The organism is Agromyces sp. C10 (assembly GCF_023217995.1).
GTDB classification, from domain to species: domain Bacteria; phylum Actinomycetota; class Actinomycetes; order Actinomycetales; family Microbacteriaceae; genus Agromyces; species Agromyces indicus.
Genome location: NZ_JALPSX010000001.1, coordinates 403712 through 428931 on the forward strand (window position 1 = coordinate 403712; position 25220 = coordinate 428931).

Genomic DNA, 25220 nt, shown 5'->3' on the forward strand with positions numbered 1-25220 from the left:
CGCACCGGGCGCTGGCGCCTACGATGACCTGAAGCTGACCGTTGGGGGATGCATGCACACCTGGCCCGGTTCCACCTACCCGCTGGGGGCGACGTTCGACGGCAACGGCACGAACTTCGCGCTCTTCAGCGAGGTCGCCGAGAAGGTCGAACTGTGCCTGTTCGACGACCGCGGTCGCGAGACGCGGGTCGAGCTCATCGACGTCGACGCCTACATCTGGCACGCCTACCTCCCGCAGGTGCAGCCCGGCCAGCGGTACGGCTACCGCGTGCACGGGCCGAACGACCCCGACCAGGGGCTGCGCTGCAACCCGAACAAGCTGCTGCTCGACCCCTACGCCAAGGCGGTCGACGGCGAGCTGAACTGGAACCAGTCCCTGTTCGGGTACCAGTTCGGCAAGCCCGAGAAGCGCAACGACGACGACTCCGCGAAGAGCATGATGCTCGGCGTCGTGACCAACCCGTTCTTCGACTGGACCGGCGACCGTCACCCGCGGACCCCGTACGCCGCGTCCTTCATCTACGAGGCGCACGTGAAGGGCCTCACCGAGACGCTCCCCGGCATCCCGGACGAGCTGCGCGGCACGTACGCCGGCATCGGGCACCCCGCCGTCATCGACCACCTGGTCAAGATCGGCGTGACGGCGATCGAGCTGATGCCGGTGCACCAGTTCGTGAACGACGGCACCCTTCAGGAGAAGGGCCTGTCGAACTACTGGGGCTACAACACCATCGCGTTCTTCGCGCCGCACAACGCCTACGCCTCGACGGGGCAGCGCGGCGAGCAGGTGCAGGAGTTCAAGGGGATGGTGAAGTCGCTCCACGCGGCGGGCATCGAGGTCATCCTCGACGTGGTCTACAACCACACCGCCGAGGGCAACCACCTCGGCCCGACCCTCTCGATGCGCGGCATCGACAACGCCGCCTACTACCGCCTCGTCGACGACGACAAGCGGTACTACATGGACTACACCGGCACCGGCAACTCGCTGAACGTCGGCCACCCGCACTCGCTGCAGCTCATCATGGACTCGCTGCGCTACTGGGTGCTCGAGATGCACGTCGACGGGTTCCGCTTCGACCTCGCCTCCACCCTCGCCCGCGAGTTCTACGAGGTCGACAAGCTGTCGACCTTCTTCGAACTGGTGCAGCAGGACCCGGTGGTCTCGCAGGTCAAGCTCATCGCCGAGCCGTGGGACGTCGGTCCCGGCGGCTACCAGGTGGGCAACTTCCCGCCGCAGTGGACCGAGTGGAACGGCAAGTACCGCGACACCGTGCGCGACTTCTGGCGCGGCGAACCCGCCACCCTCGGCGAGTTCGCCTCGCGGTTCACCGGCTCGGCCGACCTGTACGAGCACTCGGGGCGCCGGCCCGTGGCCTCCATCAACTTCGTCACCGCGCACGACGGGTTCACCCTGCGCGACCTCGTCTCGTACAACGAGAAGCACAACGAGGCCAACGGCGAGGACAACAACGACGGCGAATCGCACAACCGGTCGTACAACCTCGGCGTCGAGGGGCCGACCGACGATCCCGAGATCCTCACCCTCCGCGCCCGGCAGCAGCGCAACTTCATCACGACGCTGCTGCTGTCGCAGGGCGTGCCGATGCTCTCGCACGGCGACGAGCTCGGGCGCACCCAGCAGGGCAACAACAACGTCTACGCGCAGGACAACGAGCTGAGCTGGATCGACTGGGAGCACGCCGACCAGCCGCTCATCGAGTTCACGGCGGCGGTCGCGAAGCTGCGCGCCGAGCACCCGACGTTCCGCCGCAGCCGGTTCTTCGACGGCCGGCCCGTCCGTCGCGGTGAGGGCGACCCGGTGCCCGACATCGTCTGGCTGCGTCCGGACGGCTCGACGATGGAGCCCGAGGACTGGGATGCCGGCTTCGGCAAGGCGATCGGGGTGTTCCTGAACGGCGAGGGCATCCGCGAGCGCGACCGCCGCGGCGAGCGGATCGTCGATCGGCACTTCATCCTGCTCTTCAACGCGCACGACGACACGGTCGAGTTCCGGATCCCGATGCACGAGTTCTCGCCGGAGTGGGAGGTCGTCATCGACACCGCCGGCAAGCGGGCCGACACCGGCCCGATCGAGCCGGGCGATGCGATCGCGGTCGAGCAGCGGTCGATGATGGTGCTCTGCCAGCGCGACCCGGAGCCGGACGAGGTCGATCACTCGGTCGCGGCCTCGCTGTCGGCGATGGCCGGTTCCGGCACGAGCGAGGGGTCGCCCCCGAAGTCCGAGGCCGGCGCGTGAGCCGGGCGCCGCGGCGCGCGCCGCGTTCGACGTACCGGCTGCAGGTGCGGCCGTCGTTCGACCTGCACGACGCGGCATCCGTCGTGGACTACCTCGACGCCCTCGGCGCCGACTGGGTCTACCTGTCGCCGATCCTGCCGTCGCGGGCGGGTTCCGACCACGGCTACGACGTCGTCGCGCACGACCGGGTCGACCCGGCGCGCGGCGGCGAGGCGGGCCTCGAGGCGGTGGCGGATGCCGCGCACGCTCGCGGCCGCGGCATCCTGGTCGACATCGTCCCGAACCACGTGGGCGTCGCGGACGCCGCGCAGAACCCGGCCTGGTGGAGCCTGCTCCAGCACGGTCCCGACTCGCCGCACGCCGACACGTTCGATGTCGACTGGGCCCTGACTGGCGGCAGGGTGCGCCTGCCGGTGCTCGGCGGCACGGTCGAGGAGGCGGTGGCCGCGGGCGACCTGCGGGTGGAGCACGGCGAGCTGCGGTACTTCGAGCACCGGTTCCCGCTCGCGCCCGGCTCAGCCGATGACGGCGCCGACGCGCTGACCGTCCACGGGCGCCAGCACTACGAGCTCGTGAACTGGCAGCGCGCCGACGCCGAACTCAACTACCGGCGCTTCTTCGCGGTGAACGAGCTCGCGGGCATCCGCGTGGAACGGGCCGAGGTGTTCGACGGCACGCACGTCGAGATCGTCCGGTGGGTGCGCGAGGGCCTCGCCGACGGGCTGCGGGTCGACCATCCGGACGGGCTGGCCGCGCCGGGGGACTACCTCGACCGGCTCGCCGACGCGACCGACGGCGCCTACGTGCTCGTCGAGAAGATCCTCGAGGGCGACGAGCCGTTGCCGCCGCACTGGCGCACGGACGGCACGACCGGGTACGACGCCCTCGCCGACGTCGACCGGGTCCTGGTCGACCCGGCGGGGGAGGCCGCGCTCGACGCGCTCGACGCCCGCCTCCGCGCCGAGACCGGCATCGACGGCCCGACCGACTGGCACGAGCTGATCCACGGCACCAAGCGCGGCGTCGCCGACGGCATCCTCCGCAGCGAGGTGCTCCGGCTCGAGCGGATGCTGCCCGGCGCTCGGCCGGCCGACGCCGCCGACGCGCTCGCCGAGCTCCTCGCGTGCTTCCCGGTGTACCGCTCGTACCTCCCGGCCGGCCGCGAGCACCTCGACGAGGCCGCGCGGCTCGCGCGCGAGCACCGGCCCGACCTCGCGGCATCCGTCGACGCGCTGCTGCCCGTGCTCGCCGATCCGACCCATCCGGTGGCCATCCGGTTCCAGCAGACGAGCGGCATGGTCATGGCGAAGGGCGTCGAGGACACGGCGTTCTACCGCTTCACGCGCCTCGGATCGCTCACCGAGGTCGGCGGCGACCCGTCGGAGTTCGCGATCGACGTCGAGGCCTTCCACGCCCGGCAGGTGCGGCGGAACGCGGCGTGGCCGGACTCGATGACGACCCTGTCGACGCACGACACCAAGCGAGGCGAGGACGTCCGCGCCCGCATCGACGTGCTCGCCGAGATCCCGGAACGCTGGTCGCTCGAACTCGACGGGCTGCGCGCGACGGCCGGTTCCACGGGCGACGGCCCCTTCGACGCCCTGCTCTGGCAGGCGATCGTCGGAGCGTGGCCGCTCGAGCGCGAACGGGCGCACGCCTACGCCGACAAGGCCGCGCGCGAGGCATCCGTGTCGACGCACTGGACCGCGCCCGACGAGGCGTTCGAGCGGCGCATGCACGAGGTCGTCGACCGGGCGTTCGACGTGCCGGCCGTGCGCGAACGACTCGACGCGTTCGTGGCCTGGGTCGCACCCGCCGGATGGTCCAACTCGCTCGCCGCGAAGCTGCTGCAGCTCACGATGCCCGGCGTGCCCGACGTCTACCAGGGCAGCGAGCTGTGGGAGACGAGCCTCGTCGACCCCGACAACCGCCGCCCGGTCGACTTCGACCTGCGGCGGCGCCTGCTGCGCGAGGTCGACGCCGGCTTCGAGCGCGGCGAGCTGCCGGACGTCGACGGGACCGCCGCGGTGAAGCTGCTCGTCACCTCCCGCGCCCTCCGACTGCGGCGCGACCGCCCGGAGTGGTTCACGAGGTACACCCCGCTCGAGGTGGTCGGCGATGCGGCACGGCACGCGGTCGCGTTCGATCGCGGCGGCGCGATCACCGTGGCCACGCGACTGCCCGTGGGCCTCGCCGGGCGTGCCGGGGGCGACCCCGCGGCATCCGTCGGCCCCGAGGCCTGGGGCGACACCGAGGTGCTCGTGCGGCGGATGCCGCTGCGGGACGCACTCACCGGCCGGCGGTTCGACGGCGGCCGGGTGCGCCTCGCCGACCTGCTCGCGACCTATCCCGTGGCCTTGCTCACCCCCGCCGAACCCGAGGAGACCCGATGACCGTGGAGCTCTGGGCGCCCATCCCGCAGCGGGTGGCGCTCCGCCGGCCCGGCTACGACGACCTGCCGATGCAGCGCGACGACGCCGGCCACTGGCGCGCCGCCGTCGACCTCGCCGTCGGCGACGAGTACGGCTTCGTGCTCGACGACGACGACCGCGCCCTGCCCGACCCGCGGTCGCGCCGCCAGCCGCGCGGCGTCCACGACCTCAGCGCCGCGGTCGATCTCGGGGCGCACGAGTGGGCGGATGCCGCGTGGCCGGGCCGCGAACTCGCGGGCGGGGTGATCTACGAGCTGCACCTCGGCACGTTCACGCCCGAGGGCACCCTCGACTCCGCCATCGACCGCCTCGACCACCTCGTCGACCTCGGCGTCGACTTCGTCGAGCTGCTGCCCGTGAACGCGTTCAACGGCACCCACAACTGGGGCTACGACGGCGTGCTCTGGTACGCCGTCCACGAGGGGTACGGCGGGCCGGCCGCCTACCAGCGGTTCGTCGACGCGTGCCACGCGCGCGGCCTCGGCGTGATCCAGGACGTCGTGTACAACCACCTCGGCCCGAGCGGCAACTACCTGCCGCGGTTCGGACCCTACCTGCGCGCGGCCGAGCGCAACACCTGGGGCGACTCGGTGAACCTCGACGAGCCCGAGGTGCGCCGCTACATCGTCGACAACGCGATGATGTGGCTCCGCGACTTCCACGTCGACGGCCTGCGGCTCGACGCGGTGCACGCCCTGCGCGACGGCTCCGAGCGGCACATCCTGCAGGAGCTGGCGGAGCACGCTGACGCGCTCTCGGCCGAGCTCGGCCGGCCGCTCACGCTCATCGCCGAGTCCGACCTCAACGACCCGAAGCTGATCACCCCGCGCGACGCCGGCGGCTACGGCCTCACCGCGCAGTGGAGCGACGACCACCACCACGCCATGCACGTCGCGCTCACGGGCGAGACGGCGGGCTACTACGCCGACTTCGCGTCGCTCGACGCGCTCGTGAAGACGACGACGCGCGGGTTCTTCCACGACGGCACCTTCTCGTCGTTCCGCGGCCGCGACCACGGCTTCCCCATCGACCCCGCGACGCCAACGTGGCGCCTCGTCACGTTCACGCAGGACCACGACCAGGTGGGCAACCGCGCGACGGGCGACCGCATCTCGCAGACCCTGTCCGAGCCGCGGCTCGCGATCGCGGCGGTCCTGAACCTCACGACGCCGTACACGCCCATGCTGTTCATGGGCGAGGAGTGGGGCGCGTCGACGCCGTGGCAGTTCTTCACGTCGCATCCGGAACCCGAGCTCGGGCGGGCCACCGCCGAGGGCCGCATCGCCGAGTTCGCGCGCATGGGCTGGGACGAATCGGTCGTGCCCGACCCGCAGGATCCCGAGACGTTCCGCCGGTCGAAGCTCGACTGGACCGAGCCGACGGATGGCGCGCACGCCCGCCTGCTCGACCTGCACCGCCGTCTGATCGCCCTCCGCCGCGCGCGGCCCGAGCTCACCGACCCGGCGTTCGGCCACACGAGCGCCTGGGCGGATGACGCGACCAAGCGGTTCCGCATGGAGCGCGGTGCGCCCGGCGCCCCCGAACGCGTCGTGGTCCTGGCGAACCTCGGGCCCGACGCGTGGCAGGTCGAACTCGGCGAACCCGCGAGCATCCTGCTGACCACGGGGCCGGCGCTCGCCGACGAGGTCCCCGCCGACGGGGTGCTGGCGCTTCCCGCCGAGTCGGCGGCCGTCCTGCTCGTGCACTGAGCGGGAGCCGCCGCCGCCTGCCGCGTCGGCGGGGTCCGGACGGTCGGACTCAGCTCCGACCGGGGAGGTTCAGCTCGTCGGGGTCGACCTCGACGTCGCCCGCGTCGTCGGGTCCACCGGTGCCCGGCACCGCGCGGATCTGCGACTCGTCGACGTCGTCGGCGACCCGGTCGGGAACGGGGTCCGACTGCTTGGCCGCCGTCTCGTTCTCCGAGCTCGGGCTCGTGCGCTCGTCGTCGGGATTCGTGTTGGCGCCGGGGATGTCGTCGCCGGACCCGCTCGTGTCCGCCCGGGGCGGCGGCGGGCCGTCCTCGCCCTCGCCGGCGGCGAAGCGCGAGAGGATGTCGTCGTTGTCGCTCATGGCGCCACGCTACGTCGGCGCGACCGCGAGGCACAGGGGTTGACGCTCCCGCAGCGGGCCGTCAGCCCGCCTTCTTCGGTGTGCGGCGCTTCGCCGCGGGCTTCTCCTCGTCGTCGCTCTTCGACGAGCCCTTGGCTGCGCCCTTGGCGGTGGACTTCCGCGCGGCTGGCTTCTTCGCGGGCTTCTTCTCCGCGTCCTCGCCCTCGGCGGCGCCTCCGCCCCCGCGCTTCGCGGCGATGGACTGCCGCAGGGCCTCCATGAGGTCGATGACCTCGCCGCCCTCCTCCTCGGGCTGCTCGCCGAACGTGGCCGCGGTGTCGATCGCGTCGCCCTGTTCGAGCTTGGCCTGGATGAGGGTGCGGAGTTCCTGCTGGTACTCGTCGACGAACTCCTCGGGGTCGAAGTCGCTCGAGAGGCTCTCGATGAGCTGCTTCGACAGCTCGAGCTCCTTCGACGTGATCTTCGCGGGCTCGTCGAGCGCGGGGAACTTCGCCTCGCGGACCTCGTCGCTCCACCGCAGCGTCTGCACCATGAGCACGTCGCCGAACACGCGGAGCGCCGCGAGCCGCGTCTTCTGCCGCAGCGCCATCCGTACGACCGCCGTGCGCTCGGTGGACTCGAGCGCCTCGCGCAGCAGCACGTAGGCCTTGTTCGACGCCGAGTCGGGTTCGAGGTAGTAGCTGCGGTCGAACATGATCGGGTCGATCTGCTCGGTGGGCACGAACTCGACGACCTCGATCTCGCGGCTCCGCTCGGCGGGCAGCGACTTCAGGTCCTCGTCGGTGATGATGACGGTGCGGTCCCCGTCGTCGTACGCCTTGTCGATGTGCTGGTAGGGCACGACCTCGCCGTCGATCTCGCACACGCGCTGGTAGCGGATCCGACCGCCGTCCTTGTCGTGCACCTGGTGCAGGGACACGTCGTGGTCCTCGGTGGCGCTGTACAGCTTGACGGGCACATTGACCAGGCCGAATGTGACCGCCCCTTTCCAGACGGCTCGCATTCCCTTAGTAGACACCCGCGGATGCCGCCAGCGGTACCCCTTGCGGCGCGGCGACCAGCCCACCGGGCCGGCCGACCCGGCCGGCCGACCCGGCCCGGTAGTCCTCGAGCGGCACCCGGCCTTCACGGCAGGCCTCGAGGACGGGCTCGACGATCCGCCAGCACTCCTCGGCCACGTCGCCGCGGATCGAGAACGTCGGATCATCGGCTCGTCAGGGTGCGCTCCATTCCCGCGCGGGGCAACCCCCTTGAACGTCGCGCCGCCGCCGGGTTGCATGGAACGACGACCGCACGAGACCCCACCGAAGGAGGGCCGCCGGATGACGACGTCACCGTACGCCAGCCCGTCCCCCGGGACCGCACTGCGTCGCGCGGCCGCCGTATTGATCGCCGCCGCGGCCTTCGCCTCGATGTCCGGATGCGCGATCATCGGGGGTGAGGAACCGCTCCCGCCCGAGGAACTGGAGGCGATCGCGCTCGGTGCGAACGGCGAGGTCGGCGACGTCGCAGCGCGGAGCATCGTCATCGTCGCGGCCGACGAAGGCGAGCCCGGCCGATTGCTCGGCACGATCTTCAACCGCGGCGACGACGCCGTGGAGGTCGAACTGAGTGATGCCGACGACTCGGTCCTGGTCGAGATACCCGCGGGCGACCTGGTCGCCCTCGAGGAGCAGGAGTTCCTGATGCAGACGGTGGAGCAGATCCCCGGCTCCTACGTGGAGATCGCACTCGCGGCCGGCGGCGAGGAGATCACCCTCCAGGTCCCGGTCCGTGACGGCAGCCTGGAGGCGTACGCGCCGTACCTGCCCGCGGAGTGAGCCGGCGGCGATCCAGCCGATCTGTTCTCCCCGCGTGGGCATTTCGCGTGAGTCGGTGTGGGGGTGGTGTCGGCGCGGCAGGATGGGGGCATGGCGCAGGGCCCGTACCAGATGGTCGACGTCGACGGACGGCGGCTGCGCCTGACGAGCCTCGACAAGGTCATGTACCCGGAGACGGGCATGACCAAGGGCGAGATGATCGCGTACTACGCCGAGATCGCCCCGGCGATGCTGCCGCACCTGGCGGGTCGGCCGATCACGCGCAAGCGGTGGGTGAACGGCGTGGGCACGCCGCAGCATCCGGAGCAGGCGTTCTTCGAGAAGCACCTCGAGGAGCACGCGCCGGACTGGATCCGCCGGGGCGTGCAGCACCACAGCGACGGGGACAAGTCGTACCCGATGGCCGACAGCCGGGCGACGCTCGTCTGGTTGGCGCAGATGGGCGCGATCGAGCTGCACGTGCCGCAGTGGCGGTTCACGCCCGCGGGCGACCAGGGCAATCCGGACCGGATGGTCTTCGACCTCGACCCGGGCGAGGGCATGGGGCTGCCGGAGTGCGCGGAGGTCGCCCGCATGGTCCGCGGCATCCTCGCGGGCATGGGGCTCGACGCGGTGCCCGTCACGAGCGGCAGCAAGGGCATCCACCTGTACGCCGCGCTCGACGGGTCGCAGACCTCTGAACAGATCTCCGCGGTCGCGCACGAGCTGGCGAAGGCGCTCGAGGCCGACCACCCGGACCTCATCGTGTCGAGCATGAAGAAGAGCATCCGCGGCGGCCGGGTGCTCATCGACTGGAGCCAGAACAACGGGAAGAAGACGACCATCGCGCCGTACTCGCTGCGGGGCCGGTTCCGCCCCACCGTGGCGGCGCCGCGCACGTGGGAGGAGCTCGACGACCCGGACCTGCGGCACCTCGAGGCCGACGAGGTGGTCGCCCTCGTCGCCGAACGGGGCGACCCGATGCTGGCGGTGACGCAGGCGTCGGCCGAGGGCCCGCTCAGCACCTACCTGTCCATGCGCACCGCGGGCGCGACCCCCGAGCCGATGCCCGAGTCGCCGTGGGGCGTCGCGAACGACGGCGACCCGCGGTTCGTGATCCAGGAGCACCACGCCCGCCGACTCCACTACGACCTGCGGCTCGAGCGGGACGGCGTGCTGAAGAGCTGGGCGGTGCCGAAGGGCGTGCCCGAGACGGCCCAGCGCAACAGCCTCGCCGTGCAGACCGAGGACCACCCGATGGAGTACCTCGTCTTCGAAGGCACCATCCCCGACGGACAGTACGGTGCGGGCTCGATGACGGTGTGGGACACCGGCATGTACGAGATCGAGAAGTGGCGCGACGACGAGGTCATCTTCACGCTCTCCGGTCGCGTCGGCGGTCCGCTCGGCCGCGTGCGGCTCGCGCTCATCCGGACCGAGGGCGAGGGCGAGAAGAGCCAGTGGCTGCTGCACCGCATGAAGGAGCAGCAGCACGCGGCGGCCGCGGAGCCGACCCGGGCCGAGACGCAGCCCGCCGCTCGGACCCCGGTCGCCGACCCCGCGCCGCCGGCCGCCCGCCGGCCGCGGGCCCGCGGCGGGTCCGCGCCATCCGCTCGACTGCCCGCCGTGCCGAAGCCCATGCTGGCGACCTCGGGCACCATCGGCCGCGTGACGGGCGACGACTGGGCGCTCGAGTGGAAGTGGGACGGCATCCGCGTGATCGCCCAGGTCGAGGACGGCGAGACCCGGCTCGTGAGCCGGAACGGCATCGACGTCACCGCCACCTATCCGGAGCTCGCCGAACTCGCGCGCGTGCTCCGCGCCGACGCGGTCGTCGACGGCGAGATCGTCGCGCTCGACGAGGCCGAGCGCCCCGACTTCGGGCTGCTGCAGCGGCGCATGAACCTGTCGAAGCCGCGCGAGATCGAGGCGGCCGCGGCATCCGTGCCGGTCGTGCTGCACCTGTTCGACGTGCTCGAGGTCGCGGGCACGGCGACGGTCGACGAGCCGTACGAGCGGCGGCGCGAGCGGCTCGAGCGGCTCGTGCGGCGTCGCGACGACGTCCCGGTCGACCTGCCGGCCGGCGTCGGGATGCCGCCCGAGGAGGCGCTCGAGGAGGCCCGCCGCCTCGGCCTCGAGGGGCTCGTCGCCAAGCGCCGCCGGTCCACCTACCGTCCCGGGGCGCGCAGCGACGACTGGGTGAAGGTGAAGCTCTCGCGGACGCAGGAGGTCGTGGTCGTGGGGTATCGGCGGGGCGTGGGCGGCCGTGCCGGTCGCATCCGCTCGCTGCTGCTCGGCGTGCCGACGGCCGAGGGCGGATGGCGCTACGCGGGCCGGGTCGGTTCGGGCCTGCGTGAGCGCGACGCCGAACGCCTGCTCGAGCGGCTCGACGGGATGACCGTGCCGGAGCCGCCGGTGCCGGGCGTGCCCGGCGAGGATCTCGTCGACGCCGTCTGGGTGCGACCCGAGCTGGTGGGCGAGATCGAGTTCGGCGAGTGGACGCGCACGGGGGTCGCCCGGCACCCCAGGTGGCGGGGGCTGCGACCCGACAAGCGGCCGGAGGACATCCGGCTGGAGGAGCCGCAGGACGGCGCCTGAGGTCGTTCAGCGGAAGGCGGTTGCCCGAACGACCTGTGAATCGACGTACAGAGCGGTCATTGTGGAACAAGATGCGTGCGGTCGCCCCCGAACGGGGGTACCGTGTGCTCCGTGGGCACTCTCTATTACGGCGATTCCGGTACTCCGGTCGAGGTCGAGGATCGCGCGCTCGCGCATCTGAAGATCGCGATCACGACGAAGCTGCGTCGCGGCGAGAGCTTCATGCTCTCGTGGCGCCACGGCCCCGACCAGCCTCGCGGGCGCAGCTCGCTCTGGCTGCACCCCGCCATCCCGCTCCGCTTCGTCTTCGAAGAGATCGAGGCCGGCGAACTCAGCCGCGACTGGATCGAGGACCTCATGCGGTCCGCGAACTCCGGCGGCGGCATCCAGCTCGACCCCGAGCGGATGGCGAAGGAACTCGGCACGCACGTCGGGCCGAAGCCCGTCGAAGCGGCCTGACCGGGGGGTACGCCGGTCCGACGCATCCGGCCGTCCGCTACGGGACGGCCGGCATTCGCCATGCCGTCAGCGGCGGCGCAGCTCGCCCGCCGCGGGGCAGTCGAAGGGGTCCCGGGCGGCGAGCCCGACCCGGTTCAGGTACTCCACGACGATCCCGTACGAGCGCATGAGGGTCGTCTCGGTGTAGGGGATGTCGAGGGAGCGGCAGTGCTCCCGCACGATGTCGCGCGCCTTGCCGAGGTGCGGGCGCGGCATGCTCGGGAACAGGTGGTGCTCGACCTGGTGGTTGAGACCGCCCATCAGCGGGCTGGTCCACCGGCCCGTGATGTTGCGCGAGGTCAGCACCTGCTTGCTCAGGAAGTCGAGCTTCGCGCCGGCCGGAACGAGCGGCATGCCCTTGTGGTTCGGTGCGAACGAGGCGCCCATGTAGACGCCGAAGACGGCCAGCTGAACCCCGAGGAACGCGAACGCCATCCCGAGCGGCAGGAACCAGAAGACGACGCCCACGTACAGTGCGAGACGCGCGCCGATGAGCCCGAGCTCGAGCGCACGGCCGGGCACGGCGCGCCGCTCGAAGAGCGACCGGATCGACGTCACGTGCAGGTTGATGCCCTCGAGCATCAGCAGGGGGAAGAAGAGCCAGCCCTGGCGCTGCGTGATCCAGCGGATGAGGCCGCGCTGCTTCGCCGCCGACTCCTCGGTGAACGAGACGGTGTCGAACTCGATGTCCGGATCCTTGCCGACCTGGTTCGGGTTGGCGTGGTGCCGGGTGTGCTTGGTCATCCACCACTGGTAGCTGATGCCCACCACGGCGGTCGCGACCACCCGGCCGATACGGTCGTTCGCCTTGCCCGACGACATCACCGCGCGGTGCGAGGCCTCGTGCGCGAAGAACGCGAACTGCGTGAAGATGATGCCGAGCGCCGCGGCGATGAGCAGCTGGAACCACGAGTCGCCGAGCAGGACGAACCCGGCGATGGCGCCGCCGAGGGCGACTGCCAGCCCGCCCACGAGCAGGCTGTAGAACCACGGCGTGCGTCGCAGCAGGCCGCTCTCCTTGATGACCTGCGAGAGCGCGGAGTAGCTCTGGGTGACCGCGGGACGGTTCCCGCGGGGCGAGGTGGAGCGAACGGCACCGAGGTGCGCGGAAGGGCTGAGCGTCGTGATGATCCGGCCTGTCGTCGTCGTCGACTTCCCAGCCGGTGGAGCACGAGCGAATGCCCGCTGCAGATATCGCAAGCGTACGTCGGGGTGCGTACCGCGTGGGGCATGTCCGGCAGATCCCCAGCAGACCGCCACCCGGCACACGGGTGGGCGATGCTACGACTCCTCGGAGACGTCGTCGACGAGCAGCTGGAGCAGCGCCGTCTCGCGGGTGCCGCGGAGGTTCACGAGCCGCCCGTGCTCGTACGCCTCGATCACCCGCGGGTCGACGTAGCTCGCCTTCGCGATCGCCGGGGTGTTGCCCAGCACCTCGCTCGCGTGCACGATCGCCTCTTTGACGGATGCCGCTCGAGCCCGCTTGGTGCCGGCGGTGCCGAGTTGTGCGAGCCGGTCGGCCGCGGCGACGGTGCCGCGCAGCGTGCGGAAGTCCTTCGCCGTGAAGTCGCCGCCCGTGCGACCGCGGATGTCCTCGTTCACGTCGACCGGCCCGAGCGGCCGCATCCGGCGTCCGTGACTGAACGCGTACAGCCGGGAGCTGGGGGAGCGGCCCTCCATCGCGGCGATGAACGCCGCCAGCGACTCGTCCGAGAGCTTGAGGTCCTGCGAGATGCCGCCCTTGGCGCGGAACTTCAGGCGCACCACGTCCTCGCCCTCGAGCCGGGCGTTGCGCACGAGCAGCGTCGTGAGGCCGCGGCTGCGCGCCGTCGCGAGCGACTCCTCAGAGCCGATGCGGATGGCGCCGAGGTCGAGGGTCCGGAACGCCGCCGCGAGCACGCGCTCGCGCACGAGTTCCGCGAGGGCCAGGTCGCGGCGCACGCTGCGCCGGGCACCCGGCAGCGCCTCGGCGAGGGCGGTCATCCGCAGGAACTTCTCCATGTCCTGCTGCTCGCGCCACACCGGGTGGTACAGGTACTGCCGCCGCCCGGCGGCATCGACGCCCACCGCGAGGATGTGCGCGTTCGGCGCCTCGGCGATCCAGACGTCGTTCCAGGCGGGCGGGATGGCCAGGTCGGCGATCCGGTTGCGGTCGACGCGGTCGACGGGCGTGCCGTCGGCGTGCCGGTAGGCGAAGCCGCGACCCCGGCGGAGCCGCGTGATGCCGGGCGACGCGTACGGTTCGACGCGTCGCAGTCGCGGCATCCGCTGCCCCTCAGTGGTTGCGCAGGGCGCTGATGAGCTCGCCCTTGCGCTTGCTGCTGTACCCGGAGAGGCCGAGTTCCTTCGCCCGCTTCTTCAGCTCGGGCACGGTCCAGTCCTCGTAGTCGCCCGACTTGCCGCCCTTGCGACCGACCGAGCTGCGGCCGCGCGCAGCGGCGGCGTTGGAGATCCGGGCCGCCTTCTCCTTCGAGTTCCCCTCGTCGCGGAGCTTCTCGTAGAGCTCCGGGTCCTTCAGGGACGACTGTCCCCGTCGATTCGCCGGCATGACCTGCTCCTTCCTCGTTGCTGCGGCCGCCCGTGGCTCAGAGCGGCTTGCCCCCGGTGACCGGGAGGATCGCCCCGGACGTGTACGACGCGTCATCCGAGGCGAGGTAGACGTATGCGCCGGCGAGCTCGGCCGGCTGGCCGGCACGGCCGAGGGGCGTGTCCTGGCCGAACTTCGGCAGCTTGTCGGGCCATCCCGTCGCCGGGATGAGCGGGGTCCAGATGGGACCCGGCGCGACCGAGTTGACGCGGATGCCGCGGGGCCCGAGCTCCTCGGCCAGCGCGCGCGTGAACGCGACGAGCGCCGCCTTCGTCATCGCGTAGTCGACGAGGCGCGACGACGGGTCGAAGCCCTGGATCGACGAGGTCGTGACGATCGACGCCCCCGCCTGCATCCTCGGCACTGCGGCCCGGGCGAGGAACACGCTCGCGTAGAGGTTGATGCGCATGACGGCGTCGAAGTCGGCCGAGGGCACCTCGTCGATGCCGCCGCGGTCGCGCTGGTGGGCCGCGTTGAGCACGAGCAGGTCGATGCCGCCGAACGCGTCGCACGTGCGGTCGACGAGGTCGGCGCAGTGCTGCTCGTCGCGCAGGTCGCCCGGCAGCAGCTCGGCCTTGCGACCGGCGTCGGTGACCCAGCGGGCGGTCTCCTCCGCGTCGGCCTGCTCCGACTCCAGGTAGGAGATGGCGACGTCGGCGCCCTCGCGGGCGAAGGCGATGGCGACGGCGCGGCCGATGCCGGAGTCGCCGCCGGTGATGAGGGCCCGGCGGCCGGTCAGCCGACCCGAGCCGCGGTAGCTGTACTCGCCGTGGTCGGGCTGCGGCGACATCGCCGGCGTGAGGCCGGGCGGCTGCTGCTCCTGTCGCGGGAACGGCTCGGCGGCGTGCTTGGTGGTCGGGTCGATCAGGTGGTCGGTCATGGGACCTCCTCGTGTCGGTTCCAGCTCGTCCGGACCATGCCACCGTACGCGCGGCCAACGGCCGCCGCGAAGGGTTGACAGGCGCCGCCGAGGCGCTGCGCGGCGGGGGCGGGGCGAGCGGATGCCGCGCGGGTATCACGCGCCGCGAAGCAGCGGCAACCCCTCGCGACCGGCGTCGCGTCCCCCGTACGGTCGAGGGCACGAGGCCACCGGCTGCCTCGGAGGCCCGCCGAGCCCGGCGGGCCGTGAACCGTCCACGCGACGGAACCCGAAGGAGAGATCATGAACATCCTCATCGCCATCATCGCCATCGCCGCCATCGTGCTGCTGATCACGGGCGGCGTCGTGCAGTCCCTGCAGTTCCTGCTCTGGGTCGGCCTCGTGCTCGCGGTCCTGGCCGTCATCGTGTTCCTGGTGCGCTACCTCGGTGGGAAGAAGGCGGTCTGACGGACCGCACCGACCTCACGGCGGGCGTCTCCTTCGGGAGGCGCCCGCCGTCGTCGTGCGGGAGTACCCTCGGGGCATGGGCACGCTGTTCTACGGCGACGCCGCGACCCCGATCGGCATCGAGGATCGCGCGCTCGCTCATCTCAAGGTCGCGATCATCACGAAGCTGCGCCGGGGCGAGTCCTTCACGGTCTCCTGGCAGCACGCCGACGACCAGCCGCGCGGGCGATCGACGCTCTGGCTGCATCCCAACATCCCGCTGCGGTTCGTGTTCGACGAGCCGGAGCCTCCGGAGCTCAGCCGGGCGTGGATCGAGGAGCTGATGCGCTCGGCGAACTCCACCGGCGGCATCCGACTCGTGCCGGAACAGCTCGACACCGGGCCGATCGCGACGGTGGACCCGCTCGCGATCGAACCCGGTGTCGGGGTGCGCGCCGACTAGGGCGTCAGGCGCGGAGGTCGGGGTCGCTGCCGGCGACGCCGTCGCTCGTGGGCGGGTTCACGGAACCCGGTGCGGCGGTGCCGCCCATCCCGGCGCCCGCGGTGCCGGTGCCGCCGGTGCCCGGCGTGGTCTCCTGACCGCCGTGCACCTCGCCGCGCCACGCGCCGGTCGGGGCGTTGCGGTCCTCGATGAACTCCTTGAACCGGTGCAGGTCGCGCTTGACCTGCGCGTCGTCGAGCTGCAGCGCAGCGCCGGCCTTCTCGATGAAGCCCTCGGGCTCCCACTCGATGGTGAGGTCGATCCGGGTGCGTCCGTCCGATCCGGGCCGGAAGTCGACGCGGCCGCGGTGCTGGACCTCGGCGGCGGTGCTGCGCCAGGCGACGTGGTCGTCGGGCACCTGGTCGGAGACGTCGGCGTCGAACTCGCGCTTCACGCCCGCGATCGAGACCACCCAGTGCGTGGTGGTGTCGTCGACCTGCGTGACGGACTCGACGCCGCTCATGAAGTGCGGGAACGACTCGAACTGCGTCCACTGGTCGTAGGCCACGCGAACGGGCACGTCCACCTCGATGTCAGCGGTGACGGTCGTGCTCATGCTGATCCTCCGTTCCGGGCACGCTCGGTGCGCGCCCAGACCTCACGCTAGGCAGGCGCCTCCGAGGGGTCGAGGGGTTGCAGCATCCGTCGGCCGCTGATACCACGGAGGGACGACGACAGCTCGGGGGTGCGCGAATGGGTGATCAGGCGACGGATGCCGAGCGGTGGTGGCCGCACGTGTCGATCGAGGCGAAGCACGCCATCCTCGACGACCTGGAGGGCGACCTGCCCGAGCACGTGCGACGCGAGATCGCGGAGCACTCGGACGGGGAGGCGCCCGAGCGGCTCTCCGACGCCGACGTGCGGTTCATCCGCACGCAGATCGAGCCGGTCGACTGACCGGCTCGAACCTCGGCGCGACGCGCGTCACTCGATCTCGAGGGGCTCGTCCTCGGTGGGCTCGGGCACGTACTGCAGCCCGGCCGTGCTGTTCGCCGACAGCAGCAGCTGTTCGATCCACAGGCGGTTGAGCTTCGGCGGACGATTGCCGCTGAAGACGAACTGCAGCGGGATCGACTCGTGCAGCCAGAGCGTGGTGCGACCGCTTCCGTGCTCGATGCCGTGCTCCCAGGTCATGGCGAAGCTCTCGGAACGGCGCAGCTTGTTGATGATCGCCACGCGCAGGTGCGCGAGGGTCCGGTCCTCGATCTCGATCTCGCGGTTCGAGGAGTTGTAGATGAGCTTGCCCATGCCGAGACTCTAACGCGCCGGAGGGCCTGATCCCCGTACCATGACGGCGGCGAGGGGGTGTCAACCCCCTGACGCCTCGCGGCAGGGCCCGCTGGGATGGCAGGCATGAGAGCCGTGACCTGGCACGCTGCCCGAGACATCCGCGTCGACGAGGTCGACGACCCGCGCATCGTCGATCCGACCGATGCCGTCGTGCGGGTCACGTCGACGGCGATCTGCGGATCCGACCTGCACCTGCTCGATGTGTTCGGACCCGTGATGCACCGGGGCGACATCCTCGGCCACGAGGCGATGGGCGTCGTCGAGGCGGTCGGGTCGGACGTGGAGCGCGTGGCGGTGGGCGACCGCGTCATCGTGCCGTTCGTGATCTCGTGCGGCGCGTGCTCGATGTGCCGGCGCGGCCTCAACACGCAGTGCGAGACGACCCGCAACGTGGACCAGGGCACCGGCGCCAAGCTGTACGGGTACACCGAGCTCTACGGGCGGGTCATGGGCGGGCAGGCCGAGGCCCTGCGGGTGCTGCTCGCCGATGCGAACCTGCGCGTCGTCGGGCGCGACCTGCCCGACGAGCGGTACCTCTTCCTCACGGATGTCGCGCCGACGGCCTGGCAGGCAGTGGAGTACGCGGGGCTCGAGTCGGGCGACACCGTCGCGGTGGTCGGCCTCGGCCCGGTCGGCCAGATGGCCGCGCGCATCGCCCGCCACCGCGGGCATCGGGTCCTCGGGGTGGACCCGGTCGAGGAGCGGCGGCTCATGGCCGAGCGGTACGGCGTCGAGACGCTCGATTACGCGGGCCACGAGGAGGCCGTGGACGGCCTCCTGAGCGCGACCGTCGGCGCGGGGCCGGACGCCGTCATCGACGCCGTCGGCACGGAGGCGCACGGCAGTCCGGGTGCGGCGCTCCTGCAGAACGTCGTCGGGTCGCTGCCGAAGGGACTCGCCAAGGGCATGCTGATGAAGGCCGGGGTCGATCGGCTCTCCGCGCTGAACCTCTCGATCGACGGCGTCCGCCGCGGGGGTCGGCTGTCGGTGGTCGGGGTGTACGGCGGGAACGCCGACCCCATGCCGATGATGACGATCTTCGACAAGCAACTCACCGTGCGGTTCGGCCAGGCCAACGTGCAGCGGTGGCTCGACGACCTCGTGCCCCTGGCCGAGGCCGACGACGACCCGCTGGGGTTCGCCGACTTCGCGACGCACCGCGCCCCGCTCACCGAGGCGGCGGCCATGTACGACCTCTTCAAGGAGAAGCGCGAGGGCTGCGTGAAGGTCGTCCTGAAGCCCTGAGCCCGCCCATCCGGAGCCGACCGGCGAAGCGGTTGTCCCCCGGCGAGGGGACAACCGCTTCGCCAGAGAAGCGCTTCTGTCAAGGCCCTTCTCGGCAGCGCCCGCACCCGCCTAGCTTTGCTCCGTCCGGGGGACGTGGACGCAGACGAATGGGGTTGGCATGGGTATCGATCGACGCGCACGTGCGCTGGGGGCGTTCGCCGCGGCAGGTCTGCTGCTGAGCGGATGCGCCGTCGGCACGGGCGGACAGTCCGGGGGAACCGACGCCGAGTTCGACTCCGGTGCGGAGCTGTCGGGCGACCTGACGGTGATGGGATTCTCGGGCGTGGACGAGGTCGCGACCTCGCGCATGGAACTCGCCGAGTCCGAACTGGGCGACGTGAACGTCAAGCTCATCGAGGGCGAACTGGACATCCAGCAGTTCCTCTCCGCCGTCGCGACGGGCGACCCGCCCTCGCTCCTGTACGCCGACCGCGACCAGATCGGCTCGCTCGCCGCCCGCGGCGCGATCCTCCCGCTCGAGGACTGCATCGAGGGCGAGGGGATCGAGACCGGTGACTTCGTCGAGTCCGCGCTCAACCAGGTGACGCTCGACGGCACCGTCTACGGCATCCCCGAGTTCAACACCGTGCAGCTCACGATGGCCAACGCCGACCTCCTCGAGGCGGCCGGCATGAGCATCGACGACGTCAACGGGTCGGACCGCGAGGCGATGACCGAGGCGGCGGCCGCGATGGCCCAGAACGACGGCGGCAAGGTCAGCGTCATCGGCGTCGACTCCAAGCTGCCCGAGTTCCTTCCGCTGTGGGTGGCCGCTGCGGGCGGATCCGTCATGAGCGAGGACGGCCGCACCGCCCAGCTCGACGACGAGACGACCGTCGAGTCGCTCGAGTGGGCGGTCGACATCTACGAGCAGCAGGGCGGGTTCAGCGCGATCAAGGCGACCCGCGACGCGGCCGACTTCTTCGGCGGCGGCAACCAGTTCGCCACGAACACGCTGGGCGCCATGCCCATGGAGCAGTGGTACCTCAACGTGCTGAACGAGGTGTCGCCCGACGCGCCGATGGCCTTCGACACGGTCCGCACGACCGAGGGCGAGCCCATCGCCTTCGCCGGCGGTTCGGCGTGGGCGATCCCGGCCGGCAGCGACAACCCCGAGGCGGCCTGCCGCTGGGCGCGCGTCATGACCTCGGTCGACGCCTGGCGCGCCGCCGCCGATGCGCGAGTCGCGCTCCGCGAGGAGGAGGGCCTGCCCTTCACCGGCATCCTCACCGGCAACACGGTCGCCGACGAGGAGATCGAGGGCATGACCACCGCCGACGAGGCGCCGTGGAGCGAGGGCGTCGCCGCGATGTACGAGGCGAACCAGAACACCCGCACGCTCCCCGCGAACCCGGCCGACGCCGAGTTCGACGACGCGATGCAGGAGGCGGTGAACCGGGTGCTGAACGGCCAGGCCGAGCCGGCCGAGGCGCTCGCCAAGGCGCAGGAGACCGCGCAGGCGGCACTCGACGAGGCATGGGCGGAGCTCGAGGGCGGTGACTGATGACCACGGCGACCCGGCCGGGCGGCGTCAGCTCCCAGCCGGATGACTCGAAGCCCCCGGTCGGCGGCGCGCGCGTCGCGCCGCCGACCGGGGCGGCTCCCCGCAACCGTGCGCGGGCGCGGCGACGCAACCTCTTCTCGGCGCTGCTGTTCCTCAGCCCGTGGATGATCGGCTTCCTCGTCTTCACGGCGTGGCCGATGATCTACAGCGCGTACCTCTCGCTGACCGACTACGACGTGATCAACAATCCCGAGTTCGTCGGGATCGAGAACTACGTGGCGATGGCCTCGGACGAGAAGCTCCTCCTCGCGCTCGGCAACACGGCGTTCTTCGCCCTGCTCCAGGTGCCGATGTACGTGGTCGTCTCGCTCGGCCTCGCCCTGCTCCTCGACCGCGCCGGCCGGGCGTCGGGCTTCTTCCGCACGGTGTTCTTCCTGCCGAAGATGACGCCTCCGGTCGCGGTGGGCGTGCTGTTCCTGCTGCTGTTCAACGGCTCGAACGGCATCGTGAACGCCGCGCTCGGGATGGTCGGCATCGACGGTCCGTCGTGGACGACCGACCCGAACTGGGTGAAGCCGGGCCTCGTGCTCATGTCGCTCTGGACGGTCGGCGCGTCGGTGATCATCCTGCTCGCCGCCCTCCGCAACGTGCCGAAGGAGCTCTACGAGTCGGCGCAGCTCGACGGGGCGGGCTTCTGGCGGCAGGCGACGAGCGTGACCCTGCCGATGATCAGCCCGGCACTGTTCTTCATCATCGTCGTCAACACGATCGCGGCGCTGCAGACGTTCGACGAGGCGTACACGGCGTTCTTCGGCGCGGGCAACTCCACGTACAGCAACGACGCGGCCCTGTTCTACGTCATCTACCTGTTCCAGCAGGCGTTCGAGTTCCTGAACATGGGCTACGCGTCCGCCATGGCGTGGCTGCTGTTCCTCGTGATCATGATCATCACCGCGATCCAGCTCGTCGTCTCGCGCCGGCTCGTCTACTACGAGGGGGACCGATGAGCACCGACATCCGCGTGGCGGCCGCCGAATCCGAGGCGGTGCAGCCTGATCGAAGCGGCACGGATGCCGCAACCCGGTCGGTCCCGGCCGGCCCCCGGGGCCGGGCGCGAACCAAGCGACGCGTGGGCACGGTGCTCGCGTGGGTCGCGCTCTCGCTCCTCGGCATCGTGTTCGTGTACCCGTTCGTGTGGCTGGTCAGCGCATCCTTCAAGCCGCGCAGCGACGTCTTCGACAACCGGCTCATCCCGGAGACGTTCACCTGGGACAACTACTTCCAGGTGTGGCAGGAGGCGCCGCTCGCGCTCTGGATCCTGAACACCGCGATCGTCACGGTGCTCGCGGCCGTGACGGTCACGATCTCGAGCGCGATGGTCGCCTGGGGATTCGCGTACTTCCGCTTCCGCGGTCGCGGCGTGCTGTTCGGGCTCGTGCTCGCGACCATGATGCTGCCGGGCGCGGTGACGATGATCCCGACGTTCCTGATCTGGAACGCGCTCGGACAGGTGGGCACGCTCACCCCGCTGTGGGCGGGCAACCTCTTCGGCAGCGCGTTCTACATCTTCCTGCTGCGGCAGTTCTTCCTCGGGCTGCCGCGCGACCTGTTCGAGGCGGCGCGCATCGACGGGGCGAGCCAGTGGGGGGTCTTCTGGCGCATCGCCCTGCCGCTCACGGGCCCGGCGCTCGCCGTGGTGCTCGTGTTCGAGGTGCAGGCGGTGTGGACCGATCTCATGCGCGCGCTCATCTACCTGCGCGACTCGTCGACCTTCACGGTGCCGCGCGGCCTCAAGTCGCTCGTCGACGCCTACGGCTTCGGCGGCGAGTGGCACTGGGAGATCATCGTCACGGCGAGCGTGATCACGACGATCCCGCTGATCATCGTGTTCTTCCTCGCGCAGAAGCGCATCATCGACGGGGTCGCCTCGACGGGGCTCAAGGGCTAGACGAGCGGATGCCGCGGGGCCGGCCGCGCCCCCCACGCCCCGCCTCGCGGCATCCGTTCAGCCCTCGACCGCGGTGACGTCGTGCGGCGTGCCCACGGGCTTCGACTCGCTCGAGCCGCGCTGTCGCAGGACGATGGTCAGGGCGACCATGCTGCCGACGGCGAGGAACTCCGACTGCCAGTTCTGCAGGGTGCGGTTCCAGAAGTCCGGGTTCACGACGTACTCCGCGAGGGTGACGGCAGGCTCGCCGTGCATGGCCTGCTCCTCGTTGTAGACGACCTGTCCGGTCAGGGCCTGCGCGAGCCACGAGAGCAGGAAGATCGCGCCCATCGTCACCAGGAGCGAGTTGCTGTAGAGCCACAGGCGCCAGCCGCCGGCGCGAGCCCAGCGAGGTGAGTCCGGGAGGGCGTGCCGGCCGACGTGCTGCTCGTCGTCCCCCTCGACGCCCTCCTCGCCGGGCTGCTTCGACTCGGGAGACCCGCGCTGCACGAACCAGATCGTCGCGAGGATGAAGGCGAAGAACTGGAGGTACTCGGACTGCCAGTTCTCGGCGACGTCGACCACGAAGTCGGACGAGGTCACGAACTGCAGCCAGCTCACGACCGGCCGGCCGTGCTCGACGTGCTCCTCGTTGACGACGGCCAGACCGGCGAGCGACTGCAGGCCCAGCGAGATGAGGAACAGCACGGCGAAGGCGATGCTGAGCAGGTGCTGGCGGATGCGCACGGCTACCTCCCGGAGAGTGCGACGGCGAACATGTACGCGAGTCCGGCGAAGATGCCGACCATCCACGCGGTGAACACGAGCCTCATGCTCGGAACGTACTCCCCGAGCAGCGCGTTCCGGCATGGGCTTGACGGGAGGCGGTCGGGCCGTCGATTGGCGCCGCGGCGGCGGGTGGGTTAGAGTAACGGGGTTGCCTGATGAGCGGAGATCGCGCAGGTGACATCCCATGCGCCCGTAGCTCAATGGATAGAGCATCTGACTACGGATCAGAAGGTTGGGGGTTCGAGTCCCTCCGGGCGCGCGGAACCACTGAACGGCCCGCTTCGGCGGGCCGTTCGTCGTTTCCCGGTGCGGCCCGCCGGAGCGGTCGGCTAGAAGCGCGGCGGCGCGTCGGCCGGCCGCACGCGCAGCCACGCCACGTGGCACGGGTCGAGCACGATGCCGCGGTCGAGCGTGATGCGCCGGTCGGTGATGAGCTCGTGCGCCTCCGGCGCGAACCCGGAGAGGGTCAGCGCGTCGACGGTCGCGGGCGCGTCACCCACGTTGGCCAGGCAGAGCACGACCGTGGTGTCGGCGGATGCCGCGGCATCCGCCCCGCCCGGCCGCTGGTAGCCGAGCACCGTGGGGTGCTTCGCGTCGAACGGGACGAGCCGCCCGCCCGCGAGCTCGGGCGTGGATCGCCGCACCTGCACGAGGCGACGCAGGCCCTCGTAGACGGCGCCCGCGGGCGTCGACGGGTCGTGGCGGCGCGCGTACGCCTCGGCGGGGTAGTGCGGTCGGTTCACCCAGCGGCTGTCGTCGGCGAGCGCCGGGTCGTCGACGTACGAGTAGTCGTTCTGCTGCGCGACCTCGTCGCCGAGGTAGATGAGCGGGATGCCGCCCGTCGACAGCGCGATCGCGTGGGCGAGCAGCACCCGGTCGACGCCGTGCGGGTCGCCGGCCTCGACGCCGGCGAGCGAGGCGGTCGTGCCGGCCACGCGCGCGTCGCCCGTGCGCGGGTTCTCCTGGAAGGGGACGCCGCGCGCGAAGCTGCCCGGGAACCGGTTGACGTAGAACGCGTTGAGGAACCGGCGGTGGTCGAACCCGTCGATGCCGAACTCGGCGGCATCCTCGTCGGCGAAGGTCCAGCCGATGTCGTCGTGGCCGCGCACGTAGTTGACCCACGCGCACCCGTCGGGCAGGGCGTGCCGGCGCTCCAGCGCCTGCCGCAGCATCCGCGGATCGCGCGTCGCGAGCGCCTCCCAGGTGAGCGCCATCTGCAGCGGGTTGTACGAGAGCTGGCACTCGCCGAGCGAGATGTACTCCACGACCTCGTCGGGGTGCACGATCGCCTCGGACTTGAACAGCAGGCTCGGCGCGGCGATGCGCAGCACGGCGTTGAACGCCTGCAGCAACAGGTGCGCCTCGGGGAGCGACTCGCACGGCGTTCCGAGTCGCTTCCAGATGAACGCGACCGCGTCCATGCGCAGCACGTCGACGCCGAGGTTCGCGAGGAAGAGCATCTCGCCGGCCATCGCCCGGAACACCGCCGGATTGGCGTAGTTCAGGTCCCACTGGAACGAGTGGAACGTCGCCCAGATCCAGCGACCGTCGGGCAGTTGCACGAACGAACCGGGGTGGTCGTCGGGGAAGATCTCGCGCACGGTCCGCTCGTAGGCGTCGGGCATCGTGCGGTCGGGGAAGATCAGGTAGAAGTCCTCGTACGCGGGGTCGCCCGAGACTGCGCGCTCGGCCCACTCGTGATTCGACGCGGTGTGGTTGAAGATGAAGTCGAGCACGAGCGAGATGCCGTTGGCGCGGAGTTCGGTCGCGAGCTGCTGCAGGTCGTCGATCGTGCCGAGGTGCGGCGCGACCGCCCGGTAGCTGGTGACCGCGTAGCCCCCGTCCGAGTTGCCCTCGGGCACCGCGAACAGCGGCATGAGGTGCAGGTAGGTGAGGCCGAGCTCGACGAACTCCGGGATCTTCGCGCGCACGCCGTCGAGGTCGCCGGCGTAGCGGTCGACGTAGCAGACCCCGCCGAGCATCCGGTTCGACAGGTACCATCCGGTGTCCTGCTCCCGGCGGGCGTCGGCGGCCTTGAGCTCTGCGGGGCGGGCCGCCCACGACGCACCGGCGTCGGCGATGACGCCCGTCAGGGCCTCGAGTGCGTCGGGTCGGTCGCCGTACAGGCGTCGGAACAGCCCGTGCAGGGTGGGGAAGTGCGCGGCGAGACGCGCGCCGAACGCCGCATCGGCGGCGACGGATGCCGCGGGCAGCGCCCGGCGGATGTCGGCGAGATCACGTGCGGCGTCGGTTCCCAGGCGTGCCATACGTCAAGACTGCACCATTCCGGGCCCGTGTCCCCCGGTTTGGGGGACAGGTCGCGGATCCGCGCCATCACAGGGATCCACGGGGGCTCGCGGCCGCCTCGGGC

The 25220-nt window shown here is 71.3% G+C and carries 23 protein-coding genes, 1 tRNA gene and 1 pseudogene; 14 read left to right on the top strand and 11 right to left on the bottom strand.

The features are described 5' to 3' along the window. The first annotated feature begins 52 nt into the window (after window positions 1-52). Genes glgX through treZ form a run of 3 tightly spaced genes read left to right on the top strand, consistent with a single transcriptional unit; the run spans window position 53 to window position 6401 of the window. Window positions 53-2260, top strand: coding sequence for a glycogen debranching protein GlgX (glgX, locus tag M1L56_RS02020; RefSeq protein WP_248597940.1), 2208 nt, complete (start codon window positions 53-55; stop codon window positions 2258-2260). After that, complete coding sequence (gene treY, locus M1L56_RS02025; protein WP_248597941.1) at window positions 2257-4653, top strand: malto-oligosyltrehalose synthase; 2397 nt, start codon at window positions 2257-2259, stop codon at window positions 4651-4653. The genes glgX and treY overlap by 4 nt, the downstream gene beginning before the upstream one ends. Next, window positions 4650-6401 (top strand): malto-oligosyltrehalose trehalohydrolase, encoded by a 1752-nt coding sequence (gene treZ, locus M1L56_RS02030; protein ID WP_248597942.1) that lies wholly within the window; start codon window positions 4650-4652, stop codon window positions 6399-6401. The genes treY and treZ overlap by 4 nt, the downstream gene beginning before the upstream one ends. Window positions 6402-6450: 49 nt before the next feature. Here the strand turns inward: treZ and M1L56_RS02035 are convergent, their stop codons facing one another. The 3 genes and pseudogenes from M1L56_RS02035 to M1L56_RS02045 form a co-directional block, all read right to left on the bottom strand. Beyond that, a complete protein-coding gene (locus tag M1L56_RS02035) occupies window positions 6451-6762 on the bottom strand; it encodes a hypothetical protein (protein ID WP_248597943.1) in 312 nt (103 codons plus the stop codon). Between the two features lie 61 nt (window positions 6763-6823). Then, window positions 6824-7765 carry a Ku protein gene (locus M1L56_RS02040; RefSeq protein ID WP_248597944.1) on the bottom strand — a complete coding sequence of 314 codons (942 nt, stop codon included), beginning with the start codon at window positions 7763-7765 and terminating at the stop codon, window positions 6824-6826. A gap of 4 nt (window positions 7766-7769) precedes the next feature. Beyond that, window positions 7770-7967: pseudogene (locus M1L56_RS02045) on the bottom strand (hypothetical protein); the annotation flags it as partial. Between the two features lie 117 nt (window positions 7968-8084). Between M1L56_RS02045 and M1L56_RS02050 the strand changes: the two are divergent. The 3 genes from M1L56_RS02050 to M1L56_RS02060 all read left to right on the top strand — a co-directional run bounded on the left by M1L56_RS02050 (window position 8085) and on the right by M1L56_RS02060 (window position 11618). Further along, window positions 8085-8582, top strand: a complete 498-nt coding sequence (locus M1L56_RS02050; protein WP_248597945.1) for a hypothetical protein — start codon at window positions 8085-8087, stop codon at window positions 8580-8582. A 90-nt stretch (window positions 8583-8672) separates the two neighbouring features. Beyond that, window positions 8673-11159 carry an ATP-dependent DNA ligase gene (locus tag M1L56_RS02055; RefSeq protein ID WP_248597946.1) on the top strand — a complete coding sequence of 829 codons (2487 nt, stop codon included), beginning with the start codon at window positions 8673-8675 and terminating at the stop codon, window positions 11157-11159. A 111-nt stretch (window positions 11160-11270) separates the two neighbouring features. Continuing rightward, window positions 11271-11618, top strand: a complete 348-nt coding sequence (locus M1L56_RS02060) for a hypothetical protein (protein ID WP_248597947.1) — start codon at window positions 11271-11273, stop codon at window positions 11616-11618. A 66-nt stretch (window positions 11619-11684) separates the two neighbouring features. Here M1L56_RS02060 and M1L56_RS02065 read toward each other — a convergent pair whose 3' ends face one another. From M1L56_RS02065 to M1L56_RS02080, 4 genes are all read right to left on the bottom strand, one after another. Continuing rightward, window positions 11685-12785: an acyl-CoA desaturase gene (locus M1L56_RS02065; protein WP_248597988.1), complete on the bottom strand. Its 1101-nt coding sequence runs from the start codon at window positions 12783-12785 to the stop codon at window positions 11685-11687. A gap of 153 nt (window positions 12786-12938) precedes the next feature. Further along, on the bottom strand, window positions 12939-13922 hold the full coding sequence (locus M1L56_RS02070; RefSeq protein WP_248597948.1) for a DNA topoisomerase IB: 984 nt from the start codon (window positions 13920-13922) through the stop codon (window positions 12939-12941). A 10-nt stretch (window positions 13923-13932) separates the two neighbouring features. Then, entirely contained in the window at window positions 13933-14205 is a 273-nt protein-coding gene (locus tag M1L56_RS02075; RefSeq protein ID WP_067948234.1) for a Rho termination factor N-terminal domain-containing protein, read from the bottom strand. 37 nt (window positions 14206-14242) lie between these two features. Continuing rightward, the gene (locus M1L56_RS02080) at window positions 14243-15124 is read right to left on the bottom strand and encodes an SDR family oxidoreductase (RefSeq protein WP_248597949.1); all 882 of its coding nucleotides are present in this window, start codon (window positions 15122-15124) and stop codon (window positions 14243-14245) included. Between the two features lie 282 nt (window positions 15125-15406). Between M1L56_RS02080 and M1L56_RS02085 the strand changes: the two genes are divergently transcribed. Further along, the gene (locus tag M1L56_RS02085) at window positions 15407-15571 is read left to right on the top strand and encodes a hypothetical protein (RefSeq protein ID WP_197466993.1); all 165 of its coding nucleotides are present in this window, start codon (window positions 15407-15409) and stop codon (window positions 15569-15571) included. 76 nt (window positions 15572-15647) lie between these two features. Then, window positions 15648-16013 (top strand): hypothetical protein, encoded by a 366-nt coding sequence (locus tag M1L56_RS02090; RefSeq protein ID WP_248597950.1) that lies wholly within the window; start codon window positions 15648-15650, stop codon window positions 16011-16013. 4 nt (window positions 16014-16017) lie between these two features. Here M1L56_RS02090 and M1L56_RS02095 read toward each other — a convergent pair whose 3' ends face one another. Further along, window positions 16018-16608, bottom strand: a complete 591-nt coding sequence (locus tag M1L56_RS02095) for an SRPBCC family protein (RefSeq protein WP_308198801.1) — start codon at window positions 16606-16608, stop codon at window positions 16018-16020. Window positions 16609-16745: 137 nt separating this feature from the next. Here M1L56_RS02095 and M1L56_RS02100 point away from each other — a divergent pair, with 137 nt between their 5' ends. Next, the gene (locus M1L56_RS02100; RefSeq protein ID WP_248597951.1) at window positions 16746-16949 is read left to right on the top strand and encodes a hypothetical protein; all 204 of its coding nucleotides are present in this window, start codon (window positions 16746-16748) and stop codon (window positions 16947-16949) included. Window positions 16950-16976: 27 nt separating this feature from the next. Here M1L56_RS02100 and M1L56_RS02105 read toward each other — a convergent pair whose 3' ends face one another. Continuing rightward, window positions 16977-17300, bottom strand: a complete 324-nt coding sequence (locus tag M1L56_RS02105) for an ATP-dependent DNA ligase (RefSeq protein ID WP_067948241.1) — start codon at window positions 17298-17300, stop codon at window positions 16977-16979. Between the two features lie 105 nt (window positions 17301-17405). Between M1L56_RS02105 and M1L56_RS02110 the strand changes: the two genes are divergently transcribed. The 4 genes from M1L56_RS02110 (at window position 17406) to M1L56_RS02125 (ending at window position 22081) form a co-directional block, all read left to right on the top strand. Further along, window positions 17406-18587: an alcohol dehydrogenase catalytic domain-containing protein gene (locus M1L56_RS02110; protein ID WP_248597952.1), complete on the top strand. Its 1182-nt coding sequence runs from the start codon at window positions 17406-17408 to the stop codon at window positions 18585-18587. A gap of 160 nt (window positions 18588-18747) precedes the next feature. Beyond that, window positions 18748-20133 (top strand): extracellular solute-binding protein, encoded by a 1386-nt coding sequence (locus tag M1L56_RS02115; RefSeq protein ID WP_248597953.1) that lies wholly within the window; start codon window positions 18748-18750, stop codon window positions 20131-20133. Further along, on the top strand, window positions 20133-21140 hold the full coding sequence (locus tag M1L56_RS02120; RefSeq protein WP_082847126.1) for a carbohydrate ABC transporter permease: 1008 nt from the start codon (window positions 20133-20135) through the stop codon (window positions 21138-21140). Before M1L56_RS02115 ends, M1L56_RS02120 begins: the two co-directional genes overlap by 1 nt. Continuing rightward, window positions 21137-22081: a carbohydrate ABC transporter permease gene (locus M1L56_RS02125; protein WP_082847127.1), complete on the top strand. Its 945-nt coding sequence runs from the start codon at window positions 21137-21139 to the stop codon at window positions 22079-22081. The genes M1L56_RS02120 and M1L56_RS02125 overlap by 4 nt, the downstream gene beginning before the upstream one ends. Window positions 22082-22138: 57 nt before the next feature. Here M1L56_RS02125 and M1L56_RS02130 read toward each other — a convergent pair whose 3' ends face one another. Next, window positions 22139-22807, bottom strand: coding sequence for a DUF6766 family protein (locus tag M1L56_RS02130; RefSeq protein WP_248597954.1), 669 nt, complete (start codon window positions 22805-22807; stop codon window positions 22139-22141). A gap of 228 nt (window positions 22808-23035) precedes the next feature. Between M1L56_RS02130 and M1L56_RS02135 the strand changes: the two genes are divergently transcribed. Beyond that, window positions 23036-23108, top strand: a tRNA-Arg gene (locus M1L56_RS02135). Between the two features lie 70 nt (window positions 23109-23178). Here M1L56_RS02135 and M1L56_RS02140 read toward each other — a convergent pair. Then, window positions 23179-25116, bottom strand: coding sequence for an alpha-amylase family protein (locus tag M1L56_RS02140; RefSeq protein ID WP_248597955.1), 1938 nt, complete (start codon window positions 25114-25116; stop codon window positions 23179-23181). Window positions 25117-25220: the final 104 nt, after the last annotated feature.